Below are 19,292 nucleotides of genomic sequence, written 5' to 3' on the forward strand. Positions count from 1 at the left end.
GCCGCGTCCTTCGCCGGCGCTTTCCTGCCGCGGCCGCCGCGCGGGCGCGCCGTCGTCGCGGCGGGAGGTGCGTCCTCCGCCGGTGCATCCGCGGCCTCGACCGGCTCGGCGGCTGACGGGTCGCCGGAGTTCTGGTCGGCCGACGCTGTCGCGGACTTGCCGCGCGCGCCGGAACCCCGTGAAGGCGTGCGCGAACCGGCATCCTTCGCGGCGGGCCGCACCGGACGAGGAACGCCCGGAAGGGAGTCGTACGCCTCGAATTCGTCGCAGGCGGCCGCGAGCGATTTCGCCGTGGAGCCGGCCACGCCCACTCCGACGACGTAGCGGCCGAGGCGCCGGCACCGCTGCGCGAGCGGCACATAGTCGGAGTCGCCGGCGACGATCACGACGTGCGTCAGGTCGGGCAGGCGGAACATGTCCTCGACCGCGTCGACCGCGAGACGGATGTCGGCGCCGTTCTTCGCGTAGGCCGCGGCGGGGAACAGCTGGACGAGGTCGACGGCCCGCGCGACCAGCTGCGTGCGGTAGACGGCGTTCACGGGCGAGGACCAGTCCGCGTACGCGCGCGTCAGGACGAGCGTGCCGAACGACGCCGCGTAGTCGATGATCGCGCCGACGTCGATCGTGGCGGCGCTGAGGCGCTCGGCGATCTCGGGGTCATCGGGTGTCTCGATGATGCGCTGTCGATCGCGACCGTAGGAGTTGCGGCCGTGTACGCGGTCGTACCAGGAGATGACGATGTTGTCGAAGTCCAGGTAGACGGCGACGCGGGAGGTCTGCGAGTCGGGCATTGCTCCAGTCTGACAGGCGCGCGCGACGGACTCGCCGATCGCGGCAGCGAGGACTCAGCCTTCGCTGGGGTACCGCAGTCCGATCTGGCGACGCACCTCGTCGAGCGTGCCCATGATGGCGACGGTCTCATCGATCGGCAGGATGTCGCTGTCGTTGCTGCCCGAGGCGACGTAGCGCTCGGCGGCGAGCGCCTGGAACTGCATGCCACGACCCTGGATATGCGACTCGTAGGCCTCCTGCAGAGCGCCATCCGAGCCGACCAGCCGGAAGGTCGTAGGGGTGTACCAGGTCTGATCGATGTCGATGCGGGCCTCGGTGCCGATCACGTGAGCCGTGTTGGGGCCGCCTGCATGGGACGCCGACAGCGAGGTGGACAGCGCCCCGCCGGCGTGCGTGAAGATCGTGGCGACCTCGTCGTCGACGCCGGTCGCACCGATCGTGGCCGTCGCAGTGACGCTCACCGGGGCGCCGAGCATGTCCCAGGCGAACGACACGGGGTAGATCCCGAGGTCCAGCAGCGCGCCGCCTCCGAGGTCGAGATTGTTGAGGCGATGAGCCGGGTCGGTGGAGATCTTCTGCGTGTGGTCGGCGAGCACCGCGCGGATCTCTCCCAGCGCACCGGACTCCACGAGTTCGCGCACGCGGATCATGTGCGGAAGGTAGCGGGTCCACATCGCCTCCATCGCGAGCAGACCCGTGCGCGCGGCGACGTCGCGGATCGACGCCGCCTCGGTCCCGGTGAGGGCGAAGGGCTTCTCCACGAGGACATGCTTGCCGTGCTCGAGCGCGAGGATCGCGTTCTCGGCATGCAGCGGGTGCGGCGTGGAGACGTAGATGATGTCCACGTCCGGGTCGTCGACGAGCGCTTCGTACGAGCCGTGGACGCGCGGAACCTCGAATTCCGCGGCGAACCGCTCACCCGATTCGACGGAGCGGGAGCCCACCGCGACGAGGTCGAGGGCCGCCGTTCGCAGGTCGCTCGCGAAGGCATGGGCGATGCCGCCCGTGGCAAGGATTCCCCAGCGCAGTCCAGTCATGCCTCGAGCGTAGCGCCGGGGGCACGCGATGATCGCCGCGGGGCGGTATCGGCCAGCGGGGCCAGCGGCGCAAGCGCTCCTTCCAGGTCGGCGATCACGTCCGCAGGATCCTCCAGGCCGATCGACAGCCGGATGGTCGTGGACGAGATTCCGGCTTCGGCCCGCTGTGCGGGGGAGAGGTGGCTGTGCGTCATCGATGCCGGGTGGGCGATCAGACTGCGCGCATCGCCGATGTTCGCGACGAGTCGCACGACGCGCAGGCGCGCGATCGCGGCCTCCACCCGGGCGAAGTCGTCGGCGTCGTCGCTGCCGGGGTGCAGGTCGAACGAGAAGACGGATGCCGCGCCCCGCGGCAGGTACCGGTGGGCGAGGTCGTGCCACGGGCTCGACGGCAGCCCCGGGTGGTTGACACGCGCCACGGCGGGGTGCCGCTCGAGGAACTGCGCAACCGCCTGCGCGCTCGCACTGTGGCGTGCCATGCGCAGATCGAGCGTCTCCAGCCCCTGCAGCAGCTGGAACGCGTTGAAGGCGGGCAGCGACGGGCCGAGGTCGTGGACGTACTTCGTCTTGACCAGAGCGATGAAGGCTGAACCGGTCGTCCCGAATCGCTCCACCAGGCTGCCGCCGGGCGCCCGCGGGTAGGCCTGGGTCAGCTGCGGCCATCGGTCAGGCTCCCGGGTGAAATCGAACGTGCCGAGGTCGACCACCACCCCACCGAGAGAGGTCCCGTGGCCCCCCAGGAACTTGGTGGCCGAATGCACCACGATGTCCGCGCCGTGGTCCTTCACGCGCTGGAGGTAGGGAGTGGCGACGGTGTGATCGACCACCAGCGGAACGCCGGCCTCGCGGGCGACCGCTGCGACCGCGCGCACATCCAGCACCTGGGCGTTGGGGTTCGTGACCGATTCGGCGAACAGCGCGCGGGTGGTCGGACGGACGGCCGCCGCCCAGGCGCCCGCATCGTCCTGGTCCACGAAAGTGACCTCGATGCCCCAGTCGGCGAAGGTGTCCTGGAGCAGGTCGACGGTGCCGCCGTACAGCTGCCTGGCGGCCACGATGTGCTCGCCCCGTTTGGCGAGGGCCAGGAGCGCGACCGCGACGGCGGCCTGCCCCGATGCGACCGCGGCGGCTGCCACGCCGTCGTCCAGCGCGGCCACGCGCTCTTCGAGGACGAGCACGGTCGGATTGGCGGCCCGGCTGTAGATGTTGCCGTCGCGGCGCAGTGCGAACAGGTCGCGAGCTTCGCTGAGAGACGCGAACTCGAAGGCGTTCGACTGGTAGATGGGCGGCACGGCGGTGTTCTGCGCCGCGCCGGCGACGTATCCCGCCTGCACCTGCGCCGTAGCGAACGAACGGGAAGCCTCGGACATGCTTCCATCCTCGGGGAGCGCCCGAGTTCGCGCCGTCGCGTGTCGAAGTGTTGCGCGCCGCCTACGAGGGAGCCCCGGCAGTGCCTCCCGGCGCGGGGGGCACCTCCGACGTGCCGAGCAGGAACGCGACGATGTCGATGGATCTTCCCTCCAGCGTCGGTCCGCGCCCGAACGCCCAGTCCGCGTCCGTGGCGCGGAGGGCGTGACCGGCCACGACTACCCGTCGCTCCAAGGGCGCTGCCGTCGCGGCGTAGAGCGCCACGGCCCCCCACGTCGTGGCAGACAGGCGGGGTTCTGCATCGAGCGCAGCGCCGATACGCAGAACGGCGCGGACGGCGTGGGAGAGGGCCCGGACCCCTCGGCGACGCCCCGCTCGCACGCCGGAGGAGAGTTCGCTGAGGAGGGAGACCGGGCCGACACCGGCGATGGCGCTCGCATCCTTGTCCAGGCGAGCGTCCACGACGAATCGCCGGGCAAGAATCGCGCTCGTCGCTTCGTCCGCCGAGCTGGTCGAGAGCAGGCGGGCTGCCTCATCGATGACGTCGGCCAGAGCGACGCGCCGATCCGATGTGACCTGCGACTCGTCCACCCGAGGCCGATTGCTCAGCGGCAGATCGTGCGCGAAGTCCGACATGCGATCAGCGTACGCTCCGACGCCGATGTGACAGAGATGTGACGACGAGCCGACTCCGCCCAGCCTTCACGGTGGTCTTCGTGTGACAGTCACATGGACGCGCCTCCGGCTGGCACTACTTCGTGCATAATGACAGACAAAGCGTGTGACCGTGCGCATGCCGCTTCGTGCATTCGGCGGGTTCCGCTGCGACGTGCCGATGGGGGTGGAGCGACCGATGACGGAGGATGCCGCCGGTCGGAGGCCCAGCATCCGCGACGTCGCCCGGCTCGCCGATGTCTCGCATCAGACCGTCTCCCGTGTGCTCAACGACCACCCCAGCATCCGGCCCGAGACGCGTGAGCGCGTGCTGCAGGTGATCGAGCAGCTGCAGTACACGCCGAATCGCGCGGCCCGCGCGCTCGTGACCAGCAGGTCGCGGACGATCGGCATCCTTTCGGCTTCGCGAACGGATTACGGGCCCGCATCCAGCATCGCCGCCATCGAATCGGCGGCGCAGGCGCGCGGATATTGGGTGAGCACGGTCAACATCGTCGCGTCGGAGCCCGACTCCATCCAGGCCGGCGTCGCCCACCTCATGGGGCAGTCCGTCGAGGGGCTCGTCGTCATCGCGCCTCAGATGCGGGTGTTCCGCTCTCTGGCGGCGCAGCGCATCGACGTGCCCTACGTCACGCTGCAGTCCACCGGTCTGGACAAGGATCACGCGCTGACGGTCGACCAGATCGCGGGTGCGCGGCTTGCGACGAAACACCTGATCAATCTGGGACATCGCAGCATCTATCACCTCGCCGGGCCGCAGGACTGGATAGAGGCGGAGTCGAGGATGCGGGGATTCCTGGAGGAGATGTCCGCCAGCGACATCCCCACGACGGCGCCCGTCCTCGGTGACTGGACGGCCGAGTTCGGGTATTACGCCGGACGTGAGCTGCTGCAGGTCAGGGATTTCACGGCGATCTTCTCGTCCAACGACCAGATGGCTCTGGGGCTCATCCATGCCATCAGGGACGAAGGGCTCGAGGTGCCGCGTGACATCAGCGTCGTCGGCTTCGACGACATCCCCGAGGCTCCCCACTTCTGGCCGCCGTTGACGACCATCCGGCAGGACTTCCCCGAACTCGGCCGCCGGTGCGTCGATCTCCTGCTCGGTCCTGCGGACGGACAGTCCGCCGTGCCGGCAGCCGTCATCATGCCGGAGCTGATCGTTCGGGCCTCGACCGGCCCCGTCCGCTGACGTCGAGGATCCGTTACCAACCTGAGACACGTCTCGGTTGACACCGCAACTCACCTCGAAGCTATAGTTGCGCAATGTGAACGGTCACATGGACCGTCGCCGGAGACGTTCAGGACGAAGGAGTCGATCAGTGGGCCAGGGCAGAGACGCCGAGACGCGGGACCGCTACGCAGAGGGTGTGAAGACCGAAGTGACGATCGCCCGAGTGCGCTCGGAGATCGCGACGCTGCACTCGGAGCTGGTGCGCAACGGCCTGGTGGTCTGGACGGGCGGGAACGTGTCGGGGCGGGTTCCCGGTGCCGACCTCTTCGTGATCAAACCGTCCGGGGTCTCCTACGACGATCTGGGCCCCGAGAACATGATCCTCTGCGACCTCGACGGCAACGTCGTGCCCGGAACCCCGGGCAGCGAGCGGTCGCCGTCGAGCGACACCGCCGCACACGCCTACGTGTACCGCAACATGCCGGAGGTCGGCGGTGTGGTGCACACGCACTCCACCTACGCGGTGGCATGGGCGGCGCGCGGCGAGGAGATCCCCTGCGTGATCACCGCGATGGCCGACGAATTCGGCGGGCCCATCCCCGTCGGCCCCTTCGCCATCATCGGTGACGATTCGATCGGCCGCGGGATCGTGGAGACCCTGACCGGTCACCGCTCACGGGGGGTTCTGATGCAGAACCACGGCCCCTTCACGATCGGCACGAGCGCGAAAGACGCCGTCAAAGCCGCCGTCATGCTCGAGGACGTCGCACGCACCGTCCACCTCGCGCGCCAGGGCGGCGCGGTCATCCCACTTCCGCAGGACGCGATCGACCGGCTCTATGCCCGGTACCAGAACGTCTACGGGCAGAACGCCGACGACCGCCGGGAGACTCCGGCGGCGCGAGGCGACAACTGAATATCGGCACCACGACGAAGATGTCCACACGAAAGGAAACACAATGAGGGGCAAGAAGATCCTGCTCGCGGCCGTTGCCGCAAGCGCACTGATGCTGTCTGCATGCTCGGGCGCGAGCTCCGACAGCGGCAGCGGTTCCGACGGCGGCGGAGACGGCGGCCTCATCGGCGTCGCGATGCCGACCAAGAGCTCGGAACGATGGATCCAGGACGGCGACGCCGTCAAGGCGGCTCTGGAGGACGCCGGATACACGGTCGACCTGCAGTACGCCGAGGACGACATCCCGACCCAGGTCTCGCAGATCGAGAACATGATCACCAAGGGCGCCGAGGCGCTCATCGTCGCCTCGATCGATGGGACGACGCTCTCGGAGGTCCTGCAGACCGCTGCCGACAGCGACATCCCGGTGATCGCGTACGACCGACTGATCCGCGACACCGAGAACGTCGACTACTACGCGACCTTCGACAACTTCCTCGTCGGCCAGCAGCAGGCGTGGACGGTGCTCAACGGCCTCGGCTTGACGGACCTCGAGGGGAATCCGACGGAGGGTGCTCCTGAGGGACCCTTCAACATCGAGCTGTTCGCCGGCTCGCTGGACGACAACAACGCGTTCTTCTTCTTCAACGGCGCGATGGACGTGCTCCAGCCGCTGATCGACGATGGGACCCTGGTCGTCCAGTCCGGTCAGACCGAGATCGAGCAGGCCGCCACGCTCCGCTGGGACGGCGAGACCGCCCAGAGCCGCATGGAGGACATCCTCACCGCCAACTACTCGGACGGCACGAAGGTCGACGCGGTCCTGTCGCCCTATGACGGCATCTCGCGAGGCATCATCTCGGCTCTGACGGATGCCGGCTACACGGTCGGTGACGAATGGCCCATCATCTCGGGGCAGGACGCCGAGATCGACTCCGTCAAGGCGATCCTCTCCGGCGAGCAGTACGCGACGATCTTCAAAGACACGCGTGAGCTCGCCAAGGTGGCCGCCGCCATGGCCGTCGCGCTGCTGAACGGCGAAGAGCCCGAGGTCAACGACACCGAGACGTACGACAACGGCGTGAAGGTCGTCCCGTCGTACCTGCTCGGCCCGGTGCCCGTCGTCAAGGACAACGTCGAGTCGGCCCTGGTCGAGACCGGCTACTGGACGGCAGACGAGCTCGGCCTCTAACCAGGTCGACGCGATATCGAGCGAACAATCGGCAGTGGGGGCGGGTTCGCGCCCGTCCCCACCGCCCGTCCGCTACGCTCCCCCCAGTCAGTCACCACGAGGAAGTCTGCGACCATGACCAGCAACATCCTGGAGATGCGCGGCATCACCAAGACCTTCCCGGGCGTCAAGGCGCTCGCGAACGTGAACTTCACCGTCGCGCAGGGCGAGATCCACGCGATCTGCGGCGAGAACGGCGCGGGCAAGTCCACCCTCATGAAAGTGCTCTCGGGCGTCTACCCCCACGGCACCTACGACGGAGACATCGTCTACGCCGGCGAGGAGGTGCAGTTCAAGAACCTGCGCGACAGCGAGGCCAAAGGCATCGTGATCATCCACCAGGAGCTCGCCTTGAGCCCCTACCTCTCCATCGCCGAGAACATCTTCCTCAACAACGAGCGCAAGGGCGCCGGTCGTCTGATCGACTGGAACGTCACCAACTTCGAGGCGGCCAAGCTTCTGGCACGGGTCGGCCTGCGCGAGAACCCCACGACGATCATCAATCAGCTGGGCGTCGGCAAGCAGCAGCTCGTGGAGATCGCCAAGGCACTCTCCAAAGAGGTGAAGCTGCTCATCCTCGATGAGCCGACGGCGGCGCTGAACGACGAGGACTCCGACCACCTGCTCGAGCTCATCCTCAGCCTCCGCGCGGAGGGGATCACCTCGATCATCATCAGTCATAAGCTGAACGAGATCAAGAAGGTCGCCGACACCGTCACGATCATCCGCGACGGCAAGACGATCGAGACGATCGCGAAGGCCGACGTCACCGAGGACCGGATCATCAAGGACATGGTGGGCCGCGATCTCGAGCACCGCTACCCCGACCACGAGCCGCATCTCGGCGACGAGCTGCTGCGGGTCGAGGACTGGACCGCGCACCACCCGCAGGACCCGTCGAGGGTCATGGTGGACAACGTGTCGATCAACGTGCGAGCCGGTGAGATCGTCGGCATCGCCGGGTTGATGGGGGCAGGCCGCACCGAGTTCGCGATGAGCCTGTTCGGCCACAGCTACGGCTCCCGCATCTCGGGCAAGGTCTTCATGCGCGGCAAGGAGATCAAGACGCGCACGGTCGCCGAGGCGATCGACAACGGCATCGCGTACGCGACCGAGGATCGCAAGACCTACGGACTCAACCTCATCGAGGACATCAAGCGCAACATCTCGATGGCGTCGCTGAAGAAGCTCGAACGGGGCGGACTCGTCAACGACAACGAGGAGTACAAGGTCGCCGACGAGTACCGCAGGAGCATGAACATCAAGGCTCCGAACGTGCTGGTCAAGACCGGCAAGCTCTCGGGCGGCAATCAGCAGAAGGTCGTGCTGTCGAAGTGGATCTATTCCGATCCCGACGTGCTCATCCTCGACGAACCCACGCGCGGCATCGACGTGGGCGCCAAATACGAGATCTACACGATCATCAACAAGCTCGCCGCCTCGGGGAAGGGCATCATCGTGATCTCGTCCGAGCTGCCCGAGCTGCTCGGCATCTGCGATCGCGTCTACGCGATCTCGGAAGGTCGCATCACCGGTGAGCTTCCCATCCAGGACGCCACGCCCGAATCCGTTCTGAAGCTCATGACCATGGAGAAGCCCCGCTGACGGGGTCTGGAGAAGAAGAGAAATGTCCAACAGCACTGAGGCCGTCGGCGCGCAGATCAACCCGCCCGACAACAAGTTCACCGAGCGGATCTCGCACGTCCTGTCCGACCTCGGCAAGAACGGCATCTTCATCGCCCTGATCGCGGTGGTGACGCTGTTCGCCATCCTGACCGACGGCATCCTGCTGCGGCCGCAGAACATCTCCAACCTCGTCGTGCAGAACGGGTACATCCTCGTTCTGGCCATCGGCATGGTCATGATCATCATCGCCGGGCACATCGACCTGTCCGTCGGATCCGTCGCGGCATTCGTCGGTGCGTGTTCGGGCGTCTTCGCCGTCGAGATGGGGCTGCCCTGGTGGCTGTCGGTCATCCTTTCGCTCGGCATCGGCGCACTCGTCGGGGCCTGGCAGGGGTTCTGGGTCGCAGCCGTCGGCATCCCCGCCTTCATCGTCACGCTCGCGGGCATGCTCATCTTCCGTGGCCTCGCCCTGGTGGTGCTCGGCAACGCCAACATCGGGTCCTTCCCGACGGAGTACCGCGGGCTGGGCAACGGGTTCATCTCGGGCGTGTTCGGCGAGACCGAACCTGACGTGTTCACGCTTCTCGTGGGCGCCGTCGCAGTGGTCGCGTTCGTCGTCCAGCAGGTGCGCACCCGTCGCGGCCGGGCGAAGTACGGACAGGCCGTCGAGCCGCTCGTCTGGTTCATCGTCAAGCTCGTGCTGATCGCCGCCGTGCTCGGCTGGTTCGCCTGGGCGCTCGCGTCCTACAAGGGCATCCCGGTCACACTGATCATCCTGGCCGTCCTCGTCCTGGTCTACGGGGTCGTCATGAACCGGACCGTGTTCGGACGCCACATCTACGCGATCGGCGGCAACCGGCACGCAGCCGAGCTCTCCGGCATCAAGACCCGCCGCGTCGACTTCTGGCTTTTCGTCAACATGGGCGTGCTGGCAGCTCTCGCCGGGCTGATCTTCACCGCCCGGCTGAACCTCGCCGGCCCGAAGGCGGGAACGGGATTCGAGCTGGAGGCCATCTCCGCCGCGTTCATCGGGGGAGCGGCCGTCCAGGGCGGTGTCGGCACGATCGGCGGCGCGATCATCGGCGGCCTGATCATCGGCGTGCTGAACAACGGCATGTCGATCATGGGCATCGGCATCGAGTGGCAGCAGGCGGTCAAGGGACTGGTGCTCCTGCTGGCCGTGGCGTTCGATGTCTACAACAAGCGCCGCGCGGGCAACTGAGGAGCGACCGATGGCTGATCTGGAAGGCAAGAAAGAGGGCGTCTCGGCCGCCCGGATCGGCATCTGGGTCGTCGTTTCGGGGATCGGGCTGTACATGGTGATCTCCGGGCTCGTCGGCGCGCTGGCGGGCGGCGGCTGACCAGCCGGGCGTTCGGGCCGCGCCAGTGTTTCGAAGTGTTGCCTGGGCGGTCGAACTGTTTCCGTTGCGGGGGCGCATGAGAGCCTCAGACGAGCACGATGGATTCCATGGCCCTCTTGATCACCCCCGCTGAGCTGGCCGACCTGCTTGCTTCCGACGGCACCGTGCGGGTGCTGGACGTCCGCTGGCGCCTCGACCGGCCCGAGGGCCGGCCCGAGTATCTCGACGGGCATGTACCCGGTGCCGTCTACGTCGACCTCGACCTCGAGCTCGCCCGCAAGGGCGAGCCGGTCGAGGGCCGGCATCCGCTCCCCACGCGGGAGGCGCTGCAAGTCGCGGCCCGGCGATGGGGCGTGACCGCCGAGACCACGGTCGTGGCGTACGACGACGTGCAGTCGGTCGCCGCAGCCCGGGCGTGGTGGCTGCTGGAACGCAGCGGCGTGTCGGACGTGCGGGTGCTGGACGGCGGCCTTCGTGCCTGGATCGCGGCGGGCCTGCCGCTGCAGACGGGAGACGTGCAGCCTGCCCCCGGGGACATCGTGCTGACCGACATCGCCGACGGCGTCGCATCGATCGAGGACGCCGCGGGCTGGTCGCGCGAGGGGGTCCTGCTCGATGTGCGCGCACCGGAGCGCTACCGGGGTGAGCTCGAGCCGCTGGACCCGGTCGCCGGGCACGTGCCCGGCGCGGTCAACCTTCCCACGACGGCGCACGTCCACGCCGGACGATTCCTCGAACCCGACGTGCTCCGGGCCTCCTTCGCCTCCGCCGGCATCACTTCGGAGACTCCCGTCGCGGCCTACTGCGGGTCGGGCGTCACGGCCGCCCACACCGCCTTCGCCGGTGCGCTCGCCGGTATCGAGGTCACGGTCTATCCCGGGTCGTGGAGCCAGTGGTCCAACACCCGAGGTCGCCCGGTCGCGACCGGACCCACCCCGGCAGGACGGGTGGGTCCGGCGTGAGCGGGTCTGCCTACGGGACCAGCGTGATCTTGCCGTCGGACCCCGCGTCGAGAGCGCGGTGGGCGGCGGCGGCATCGGCGAGCGGGAACGACGGGCCGAGTTCGACCGAGAAGCTGCCGGCAGCCATGAGGGCGAGGGCGACGGGAACCGCTTCGGCGCGCCAGATCAGCTCGCGCTGGGTCATCGGCTTGGGTCCGCCGCCCGAGAACGCTCGGATGCCGAAGGATGCGGCATCCCTACCCCGAACGAGTGTCGCGATCCGCTCCCGGTCCGCGACGAGCTCGAGCGACGCGTTGATCGCCTCATCGGTGCCCGCCGCGTCGAGGGCCACCGTCACGCCCTGAGGGGCCGCGGCCCGGACGCGCTCGACAAGGCCCTCCCCGTAGGCGACCGGGATCGCGCCGAGGTCGCGGATCCGATCGAACCGGCGCTCGGACGAGGTGGCGACCACCGTCGCCCCCCACAGGCGCGCGAACTGGATCGCCGCCTGGCCCACCGACCCGGACCCGGCGTGGATGAGAAGCGTGTCGTTCGGTCCCACAGCGAGCGAGCGCAGAGCCTGATAGGCGGTGCCGATCGGAATGCCGAGCGCCGCGCCTTCGGCGGCGCTGACCTGCGGCGGTCGCGGCTGCAGCTTGCCCGCGTCCACGACGATCTCGGACGCGTAGGCGCCCGATGCGCCGAACACCACGACGGCGTCGCCCACCCGGAAGCCGTCCACGTCGTCGCCCACGGCCGAGACGACGCCCGCCGCATCGGCGCCGGCCCGACGCGGCTCGCTGATCTCGCCCGACGGGCGCACACCGGCGCGCAGCTTCGCGTCGATCGGGTTGATGCCGGCCGCCTCGATGCGGACCGCCACCTCACCCGGCCCCGGCGTCGCATCGGGGATGTCGATCAGGGTGAGGACCTCGGGTCCGCCGAACTCGGTGTATGCGATCGCGTGAGCCATGATCTCTCCAACTTCTCCGTCCGTTCGGGCTATTCCCGTCTCACTCGCGCAGCGACTTCTGGATGCGCTGCAGCGAGACCGGCTCGGCGGTGCCGAGGTGCTGTGCGAACAGGCTGATCCGATACTCCTCGAGGAGCCACCGCGTGCGCACGAGTGAGGCCGGTGCGTCGGCAGAGGGAGGAATCGTCCCGCCCGCCTCGGCGTAGACCGCTGCCGCGCGCTCGAACTCCGTCATGCGCTGCCGGTCGCGGCCGGGGTTGTCGACGAGCCCGTCCACCCGCTCCTTCGCCCCGCGCAGATAGCGCGGCACGTGGGCAAGACGGGCGACGCCGATCGTGGACACGAAACCGGGGAAGACCAGCCCCGCCAGCTGCCCCTTCACGTCGTTGAGCGCGCCGAGGAGGGTGAGCGAGTTCTGCGAGCGCAGGGCGCGATCGGCGTCGCGCGCGGCCGTGAGGATGCCGGCGGTGAGCGACACCGTGCGGAAGGTCTCATCGACCACGGCCGCCGACAGCGCATCGCGCACGCGCTCGAACTCCGCCCGGGTGCGCACGACCGCTCCGCGCGCGGTGCGGGTGAGCACGTCATCCGCCACGGCGAGACGGGCGTCCTCGACCAGGGTCCGCGCAGACGGATACGGCGATGTCGCGAGCGCCAGCTTCTCGGATGAAGTCAGGTGCTCGAGCACGTACGACGCCGGAGAGGCAACGGCGAGCAGCAGCAGGCGCCGCACGCCTGCGCGGGTCGCTCGCTCGGCCGCCTCGGGCGTCGACTCGATCCGCAGTCCCGCACTCGCGCCTTCGTCCACGAGTGCGGGATATCCGCGGACGACGCCGCCGGCGACGCGCGTATCCACGACCTCGGGGAGGTCACCGAAGTCCCAGTCGGTGAGTCCCGAGCGCGGAGTGATCCCGATCGCGGCGGGCGAGGGCGACACGGGAGCTTCGGGGCCGGGACGCTTCGTCCCGCGGAGCTCGCTCGCCGGCCGCGCCAGAGACTTCTCGACCGACGTCCGGGCGCGCTCGGAGAACCGCCGCTGCAGCTCGGCGAGGTCCCGGCCCGACCCGAGCGGCCTGCCGCGCTCGTCGACGACCCGGAACGAGATCTGCAGATGGGCCGGAACCCGGTCCAGCTCGAAGTCGGCGGCGCGCACGGGCTGGTTGGCGACGCGCTGGATGCGGGCGGCCAGAGCGTCTCGCAGCGATGCCGGCGGCATCCCGTCGTGCGCCTCCGGTCCCTGGCCGGCTAGGTCTTCGGCGAACCGGGTCGCCCAGTCGGCGGCGGGGACCACGTGCCGCCGGATCGCCTTGGGCAGAGCCCGCAGCAGCGCCGTGATCATCTCATCGCGCATGCCCGGAACCTGCCAGTCGAAGCCGTCGGGTCGCATCTGCGCCAGCAGTGCCAGCGGCACGATGGCCGTCACACCGTCGTCTTCGGCGCCCGGTTCGAAACGGTAGGCCAGGCTCAGCACCTGGTCGGCCTGCCGCCACCGCGCCGGGAAGGCCCGCTCGTCACTGCGGGCGGCATCCTCGAGCAGATCGGCTTCGGTCATGTCCAACAGGCGCGGAGTGCGCTGAGCCGCGTCGCGCCACCATGCCTCGAACGAGCGCACGTCGTAGACGTCGCGAGGGATCCGCGCGTCGTAGAACGCGAAGACCGCCTCGTCGCCGACGAGGATGTCGCGGCGCCGCTCGCGCTCCTCGATCTTCTCCAGCCGGCGCCGCAGCTCGAGGTTGCGTCGCTCGAAAGCGGTGAGGCGCTTGTCGAGCCCTGCGGGATCCCACTCGCCCTCGACGAGGGCGTGGCGCACGAAGAGCTCGCGCGCGAGCGGCCGGTCGAAGCGGGCGAGCTGCGCGCGGCGGCGCGGGATGATCTCGACGCCGAAGAGGGTGACCTTCTCGTAGACGGATGCCGCCCCGGCCGCCTTCGACCAGTGCGGCTCGCTGAGCTGGCGCTTGGCGAGGTCGCCGGCGAGCGACTCGGCCCAGGCGGGGTCGATGCTCGCAACAGTGCGGGCGAAGAGGCGCGATGTCTCGACGAGCTCCGCCGCCATCACGGCGGAGGGGCGCTTCTTGCGCAGGCCCGAGCCCGGAAAGATCAGGAACCGGGCGCCGCGGGCGCCCAGGTACTCCGCGGCCGGCTGACGCTTGGACTCCGCGCGACCCCCGGTGCTCGGCTTCGCGGGGCTGCGCTCGTCGAGGATGCCGATGTGCGACAGCAGCCCCGACAGAATCGCTCGGTGCAGATCGTCGGGGTCGGCCGTGGTGCCCTCCGGCTGCTTGTCGTCTCGCCTCGCCCCCACGAGGGTGCGCAGCTGACGGTGCACGTCGACCCATTCACGCACGCGCACGTAGTTGAGATGCTCCGACCGGCAGAGCCTCCGGAACGCGCTCGATCCGAGGGTCGCCTGCTGCTCCTGCAGGTGATTCCACAGATTCAGGAGCGTGACGAAGTCGCTCGTCGGGTCGACGAACCGCGCGTGCAGCCGGTCCGCTTCCTCCCGTCGCTCCTCGGGGCGCTCCCGGACGTCTTGAATGGACATGCCGGCCACGATCGCGAGAACGTCGCGCTGCACGCCGATCCGCTTCGCCTCGATCAGCATGCGCGCGAAGCGCGGATCGATCGGCAGCCGCGAGATCTCCCGGCCCAGGTCCGTGAGGCGCGCGGCTTCGCCCGCCCTGCGATCGGAGGTGCGGACGGCGCCCAGTTCGATCAGCAGGTCCAACGCCGCCTTCACGCCGCGGGAGTCCGGCGGGGTGAGGAACGGGAACGCCGCGATGTCGCCGAACCCGAGCGAGAGCATCTGCAGGATCACGGAGGCGAGGCTCGTGCGCAGGATCTCCGGCTCGGTGAACGCAGGGCGGGCCTCGAAGTCCTCTTCGGCGTACAGGCGGATCGCGATGCCGGGCGCGGTGCGGCCGGCCCGACCGGAGCGCTGCTGCGCGGAGGCCTGTGAGATCGCCTCGATCGGCAGCTGCTGGATCTTGGTGCGCGCGCTGTACCGGGAGATGCGGGCGGTGCCGGTGTCGATCACGTACCGGATGCCGGGCACGGTGAGACTCGTCTCGGCGACGTTCGTCGCGAGGATCACCCGCCGGCGCACGCCCGCGACCTTCGAGGGCTCGAAAACGCGGTGCTGCTCCGCGGCGCTGAGCCGCCCGTAGAGCGGCAGCACCTCGGTGGGTGCGGCTTCTTTCGCGTACATGCCGCGAACGGCATCGGTGGCATCGCGGATCTCCGCCTCCCCGGGCAGGAACACCAGGACGTCTCCGGCCGGCTCGCGGTCGAGCTCGCGCAGTGCCGCCGTGATGCCGTCGACCTCGTCGGCCGCGGCGTCTTCCGGACCGCGATAGCGGACCTCCACGGGATACGTCCGTCCCGACACCTCGATGATCGGCGCGGGATCGCCCGCGGCATCCGCGAAGTGCTTCGCGAAGCTCTGCGGGTCGATCGTCGCGCTGGTGACGATCACGCGCAGGTCCGGACGCTGGGGCAGCACTTGCGTGAGGTAGCCGATGAGGAAGTCCACGTTGAGCGAGCGCTCGTGCGCTTCGTCGACGATGATCGTGTCGTAGCGGCGCAGGAGGCGATCGCGGTGGATCTCATTCAGGAGGATGCCGTCGGTCATGAGCGTGACACGCGTGTCGTCCTGCACCTTGTCGGTGAAGCGGACCTTGTAGCCGACCGTCGCGCCGAGCGGCACCTCGAGCTCTTCGGCGATCCGCTCTGCGATCGTGCGCGCCGCGATGCGGCGGGGCTGGGTGTGTGCGATGCGGGTCCGGCCGAGCTCGAGGCAGATCTTCGGCAACTGCGTGGTCTTGCCGGAGCCGGTCGCGCCGGCGACGATGACGACCTGATGGTCGCGGATCGCGCGCGCGATCTCATCGCGCGCGGCGCTGACGGGCAGCTCCGGCGGATACGAGATGACGGGTTCGGGCGCGGGCATAGCCTTCGATCGTACCGAGTGACGGGCGACCCCGGCTGGGTATCGCCCGTCACTCGGCTCAGCGCTCGTTCGGGTCAGGCCCCGTCGTTCTGCCTCACTCCGAGTGGACGACGACCGCGGAAGGCGAGCGCGCCGCCGCCGAGGGCCATCATCACCAGGGCTGCCGCCAGCAGACCGCCGGTGCCCTCAGCGCCGGTCGCGGCCAGCGCCGCCGGCTTCGGCGGAGTCGGCGGTACGACCGGGCACGCGGCGACGGTGAATGCAGCCTGGGCGGAGACTGACGTCTCGTCATCCGAATGCCACGCGATGTCGAACGCGTAATCACCGGGCGGCAGGTTCGGGAACGTCACGGGGAACGCGTCGGAGTCAACGTCCTCCAGCACGCCGTCCGTCGTGGTGCCATCCGGCCCGGTGAGCATCCACGAGTAATCCTCGCCCGCGACCAAGCCGGTGAGGTTGACGACTGCCTCACCGTTGGCGCCCGTCGTGCAGGCGGTGGCCTGTGCCGTGACACCGAGAATCGGGCAATCCTCGACCGTGAACTCCTGCTCGTCGACCGTCTCCCATTCTCCGGCGATGATCGCCTGCTGGAGGGTCACGGTGTACATGCCTCCCGGCAGGCCCTCCCAGAAGAAGGATCCGTCACCCGATTCGCCCTCCGGCACGACCGCGGTATCGATCACGCCATCCTGATCGCTGACGATCACGCGGTAGGAGACATCGCCCTGCAGGTCGTAGAGCCACACAGTCAGCGAAGGAGCCGTGTAGACGGCGCAGGTCGTGGGCTCGATGACCATGAACGGAGGTTCCGGCGGCGCTTCGGGAATGTTGCAGTCGTTCTTGTAGATCGCCTGACCCTCCGCGTCCCAGTTCAACCCCTCGAAGTAGCCCCCGTCGTAAGAGAACGGGGGGATGATGTCACCCCACGCCGTGTGCTTCGGGATGGCGGGATAGAAGACCTCCCCGGTGTGGTCTGCGTGACCCGAGACGTCACCATCGGCCGCAGGCTCATTAACGATGTACGGATTCTTGTACGACGACGTTGCGTGGCAGATTTGAACCTTCTTTACGACCGCCTCACTCGGCGGGACGAGCAGCAGTTGCACCTCGGAGGGTACGTCGGCCGTCCTCGAGGCTTGACCCCCGGCCGCAGTATCCTCGGCTGCGGCCGTTGACTCATCCTCTGCGAGCGGATCCACAGCCGGCTGTTCCTCGGACGTGTCGCTTTGCTCTTCAGGCGGAGTTGCGGTCCCTTCGGGCGGCGTCTCCGCCGCTGCATCCGGAGCAGGGACGGCGGTGTCGTCCACCGGCGCACTGTTGTCGTCGGTGCGCGTGGTGGTGTCCTGAACGACGGAGTCGCTCGGCGGGCTGACGGTGTCGTCCGCCATCGCCGGGGCGGCCGTCAACATGACTCCCGACGCCGTCATCGTAGCGATGACGATGCCCGCAACCGTCGTGCGCCAGTCGCGGCGCGGTACCCCCCGGCCAGGAGACCCGGCGTCACTTCTTGATGTGCGACGTTGGACGCCGCGGATGAGCGCGAACACAGATCCCCCTTGATCGACTGCGCCGCATCCCCCGGCGAGAATCCGTCCCGTGCCGGCTCGATCCCCAATCGAATTCCGGCGGACGTATGTGCGCATTCTAGAAGCGGCGCCGCCTTCAGCAACAGAGGCATAATGAACCCCGGTGCCCCGGTGAGGCGAGGACCCGGCTCTCCGGAGGATCGGACGGGCAGCTCGGGTGCCTTCTAGGCTGGAGCGCATGACGACGATCCCCACGCTTCAGCTCAACGACGGCTACGACATCCCCCAGCTCGGCTACGGCGTCTTCCGGGTGCCGCCCGCCGACACCGAGCGCGCAGTGAGCGAGGCCTTCGAGGTCGGCTACCGCCACATCGACACGGCAGCGATCTACGGCAACGAAGAGGGCGTCGGCGCCGCGATCGCCCGCAGCGGCATCCCGCGCAAAGAGCTGTTCATCACCACGAAGCTCTGGAACGACCGGCACGACGGGGAGGAACCGCACTCCGCGATCCGCGAAAGCCTCGGCAAGCTGGGTCTCGAGCAGGTGGACCTGTACCTGATCCACTGGCCGACGCCCGCGAAGGACAACTACCTGCACGCCTGGGAGAAGCTCATCGAGCTGCGCGAGGCGGGCCTGACCCGCAGCATCGGCGTCTCCAACTTCCTGGTGCCGCACCTCGAGCGCATCGTCGCGTCGACCGGGGTCGTGCCCGCCGTCGACCAGATCGAGCTGCACCCGGCTCACCAGCAGCGGGGGATCACCGACTGGGCGGCCGCGCAGGGTGTGCGCATCGAGGCGTGGGGACCCCTCGGCCAGGGCAAGTACGACCTGTTCGATCTCCCGGCGGTGAAGGACGCGGCCTCCAGCCACGACAAGTCTCCCGCTCAGGTGGTGCTGCGCTGGCACCTGCAGAAGGGCTTCATCGTGTTCCCCAAGTCGGTGCGTCGCGAGCGTCTCGAGGAGAACCTCGATGTGTTCGACTTCGCCCTGTCGGATGCCGAGATGTCGGCGATCGATGCGCTCGATCCGGGTGATGGCAGCGGCCGGGTGAGCGCCCACCCCGACGAGGTGCACTGAGCCGGTCGGCGCCATCGTGTGACGCCGCGTGTCGGCGACCGAGCGCACTGCGAGCAGCCCGTTTAGCCTCGGATCATGACCGAACCGCTGCGCATCGTGGGTGTCTCGGGATCGCTTCGCGAACCGAGCAAGACGACGGCGCTCGTGCGCGAGCTCATCGACCAGGTCGCCGCACGGGAGCAGGTCCAGACGCGGCTCATCGAGGTCGCGACGCTGGGGCCTCTGTTCGCGGGGGCACTGCGCCGGGAGGATCTGCAGCCTGAGGTCGAGGACGCACTGCGCGCGATCGAGACCGCCGACCTGCTCATCGTCGCCAGTCCGGTCTACCGGGCGTCCTTCACCGGATTGTTCAAGCACCTGTTCGATTTCGTCGGTCAGTATGCGCTGGTGGGAACGCCCGTCCTGCTGGCGGCCACGGGCGGTGGCGAGCGCCACGCCCTGATCCTGGAACACCAGATGCGGCCGCTGTTCGGCTTCTTCCAGGCGCTGACGCTGCCGGTCGGCGTCTACGCGTCGGACACCGACTTCGAGGGCTACGAGCTGTCTTCGGATGCCGTCAGACGGCGGATCGATCAGGCCGTCACCCGATCGCTGCCGCTCGTCGCGCAGGCCGCCGCCCAGCGCGTCTCGGAGTACGTCGCCACCTGGTAGGCCGGCGTCGTCCGACGT

General features: G+C 68.8%; 16 protein-coding genes. 9 read left to right on the plus strand and 7 right to left on the minus strand.

Annotated features, from left to right (window positions below):
• From RWQ91_RS13730 to RWQ91_RS13745, 4 genes are all read right to left on the minus strand, one after another.
• The coding region (locus RWQ91_RS13730; RefSeq protein WP_314507043.1) for an NYN domain-containing protein at window positions 1–791 on the minus strand (791 nt) is incomplete at its 3' end.
• A gap of 54 nt (window positions 792–845) precedes the next feature.
• Complete coding sequence (locus RWQ91_RS13735) at window positions 846–1,829, minus strand: Gfo/Idh/MocA family oxidoreductase (protein WP_314507045.1); 984 nt, start codon at window positions 1,827–1,829, stop codon at window positions 846–848.
• Window positions 1,826–3,199 (minus strand): aminotransferase class V-fold PLP-dependent enzyme, encoded by a 1,374-nt coding sequence (locus RWQ91_RS13740; protein WP_314507046.1) that lies wholly within the window; start codon window positions 3,197–3,199, stop codon window positions 1,826–1,828. The genes RWQ91_RS13735 and RWQ91_RS13740 overlap by 4 nt, the downstream gene beginning before the upstream one ends.
• Before the next feature lie 61 nt (window positions 3,200–3,260).
• Window positions 3,261–3,833, minus strand: coding sequence for a hypothetical protein (locus RWQ91_RS13745; RefSeq protein ID WP_314507048.1), 573 nt, complete (start codon window positions 3,831–3,833; stop codon window positions 3,261–3,263).
• 217 nt (window positions 3,834–4,050) lie between these two features.
• Between RWQ91_RS13745 and RWQ91_RS13750 the strand changes: the two genes are divergently transcribed.
• The 7 genes from RWQ91_RS13750 (at window position 4,051) to RWQ91_RS13780 (ending at window position 11,121) form a co-directional block, all read left to right on the plus strand.
• A complete protein-coding gene (locus RWQ91_RS13750; protein ID WP_314507359.1) occupies window positions 4,051–5,064 on the plus strand; it encodes a LacI family DNA-binding transcriptional regulator in 1,014 nt (337 codons plus the stop codon).
• A gap of 178 nt (window positions 5,065–5,242) precedes the next feature.
• Entirely contained in the window at window positions 5,243–5,962 is a 720-nt protein-coding gene (locus tag RWQ91_RS13755; protein ID WP_314507362.1) for an L-ribulose-5-phosphate 4-epimerase, read from the plus strand.
• A gap of 43 nt (window positions 5,963–6,005) precedes the next feature.
• Complete coding sequence (gene chvE / locus RWQ91_RS13760; RefSeq protein WP_314507050.1) at window positions 6,006–7,133, plus strand: multiple monosaccharide ABC transporter substrate-binding protein; 1,128 nt, start codon at window positions 6,006–6,008, stop codon at window positions 7,131–7,133.
• A 114-nt stretch (window positions 7,134–7,247) separates the two neighbouring features.
• Window positions 7,248–8,777, plus strand: a complete 1,530-nt coding sequence (mmsA, locus tag RWQ91_RS13765; protein WP_314507051.1) for a multiple monosaccharide ABC transporter ATP-binding protein — start codon at window positions 7,248–7,250, stop codon at window positions 8,775–8,777.
• Between the two features lie 22 nt (window positions 8,778–8,799).
• Window positions 8,800–10,020 (plus strand): multiple monosaccharide ABC transporter permease, encoded by a 1,221-nt coding sequence (gene mmsB / locus RWQ91_RS13770; protein WP_314507052.1) that lies wholly within the window; start codon window positions 8,800–8,802, stop codon window positions 10,018–10,020.
• A 10-nt stretch (window positions 10,021–10,030) separates the two neighbouring features.
• Window positions 10,031–10,159, plus strand: a complete 129-nt coding sequence (locus tag RWQ91_RS13775; protein ID WP_314507054.1) for a hypothetical protein — start codon at window positions 10,031–10,033, stop codon at window positions 10,157–10,159.
• Between the two features lie 107 nt (window positions 10,160–10,266).
• On the plus strand, window positions 10,267–11,121 hold the full coding sequence (locus RWQ91_RS13780; RefSeq protein WP_314507056.1) for a sulfurtransferase: 855 nt from the start codon (window positions 10,267–10,269) through the stop codon (window positions 11,119–11,121).
• A gap of 10 nt (window positions 11,122–11,131) precedes the next feature.
• On the opposite strand, the gene RWQ91_RS13785 is transcribed toward RWQ91_RS13780, so the two are convergent.
• From RWQ91_RS13785 to RWQ91_RS13795, 3 genes are all read right to left on the minus strand, one after another.
• The gene (locus RWQ91_RS13785; protein WP_314507057.1) at window positions 11,132–12,073 is read right to left on the minus strand and encodes an NADP-dependent oxidoreductase; all 942 of its coding nucleotides are present in this window, start codon (window positions 12,071–12,073) and stop codon (window positions 11,132–11,134) included.
• A 40-nt stretch (window positions 12,074–12,113) separates the two neighbouring features.
• Entirely contained in the window at window positions 12,114–16,019 is a 3,906-nt protein-coding gene (gene hrpA, locus RWQ91_RS13790; RefSeq protein WP_314507060.1) for an ATP-dependent RNA helicase HrpA, read from the minus strand.
• A 74-nt stretch (window positions 16,020–16,093) separates the two neighbouring features.
• Window positions 16,094–17,125: a hypothetical protein gene (locus RWQ91_RS13795; RefSeq protein WP_314507063.1), complete on the minus strand. Its 1,032-nt coding sequence runs from the start codon at window positions 17,123–17,125 to the stop codon at window positions 16,094–16,096.
• Window positions 17,126–17,783: 658 nt separating this feature from the next.
• Between RWQ91_RS13795 and RWQ91_RS13800 the strand changes: the two genes are divergently transcribed.
• On the plus strand, window positions 17,784–18,623 hold the full coding sequence (locus RWQ91_RS13800; protein WP_314507066.1) for an aldo/keto reductase: 840 nt from the start codon (window positions 17,784–17,786) through the stop codon (window positions 18,621–18,623).
• Window positions 18,624–18,698: 75 nt separating this feature from the next.
• Window positions 18,699–19,274: an FMN reductase gene (gene msuE, locus RWQ91_RS13805; RefSeq protein WP_314507069.1), complete on the plus strand. Its 576-nt coding sequence runs from the start codon at window positions 18,699–18,701 to the stop codon at window positions 19,272–19,274.
• Window positions 19,275–19,292: the final 18 nt, after the last annotated feature.

Origin of the sequence: uncultured Microbacterium sp. (assembly GCF_963524805.1) — a bacterium.
Lineage (GTDB): Bacteria > Actinomycetota > Actinomycetes > Actinomycetales > Microbacteriaceae > Microbacterium.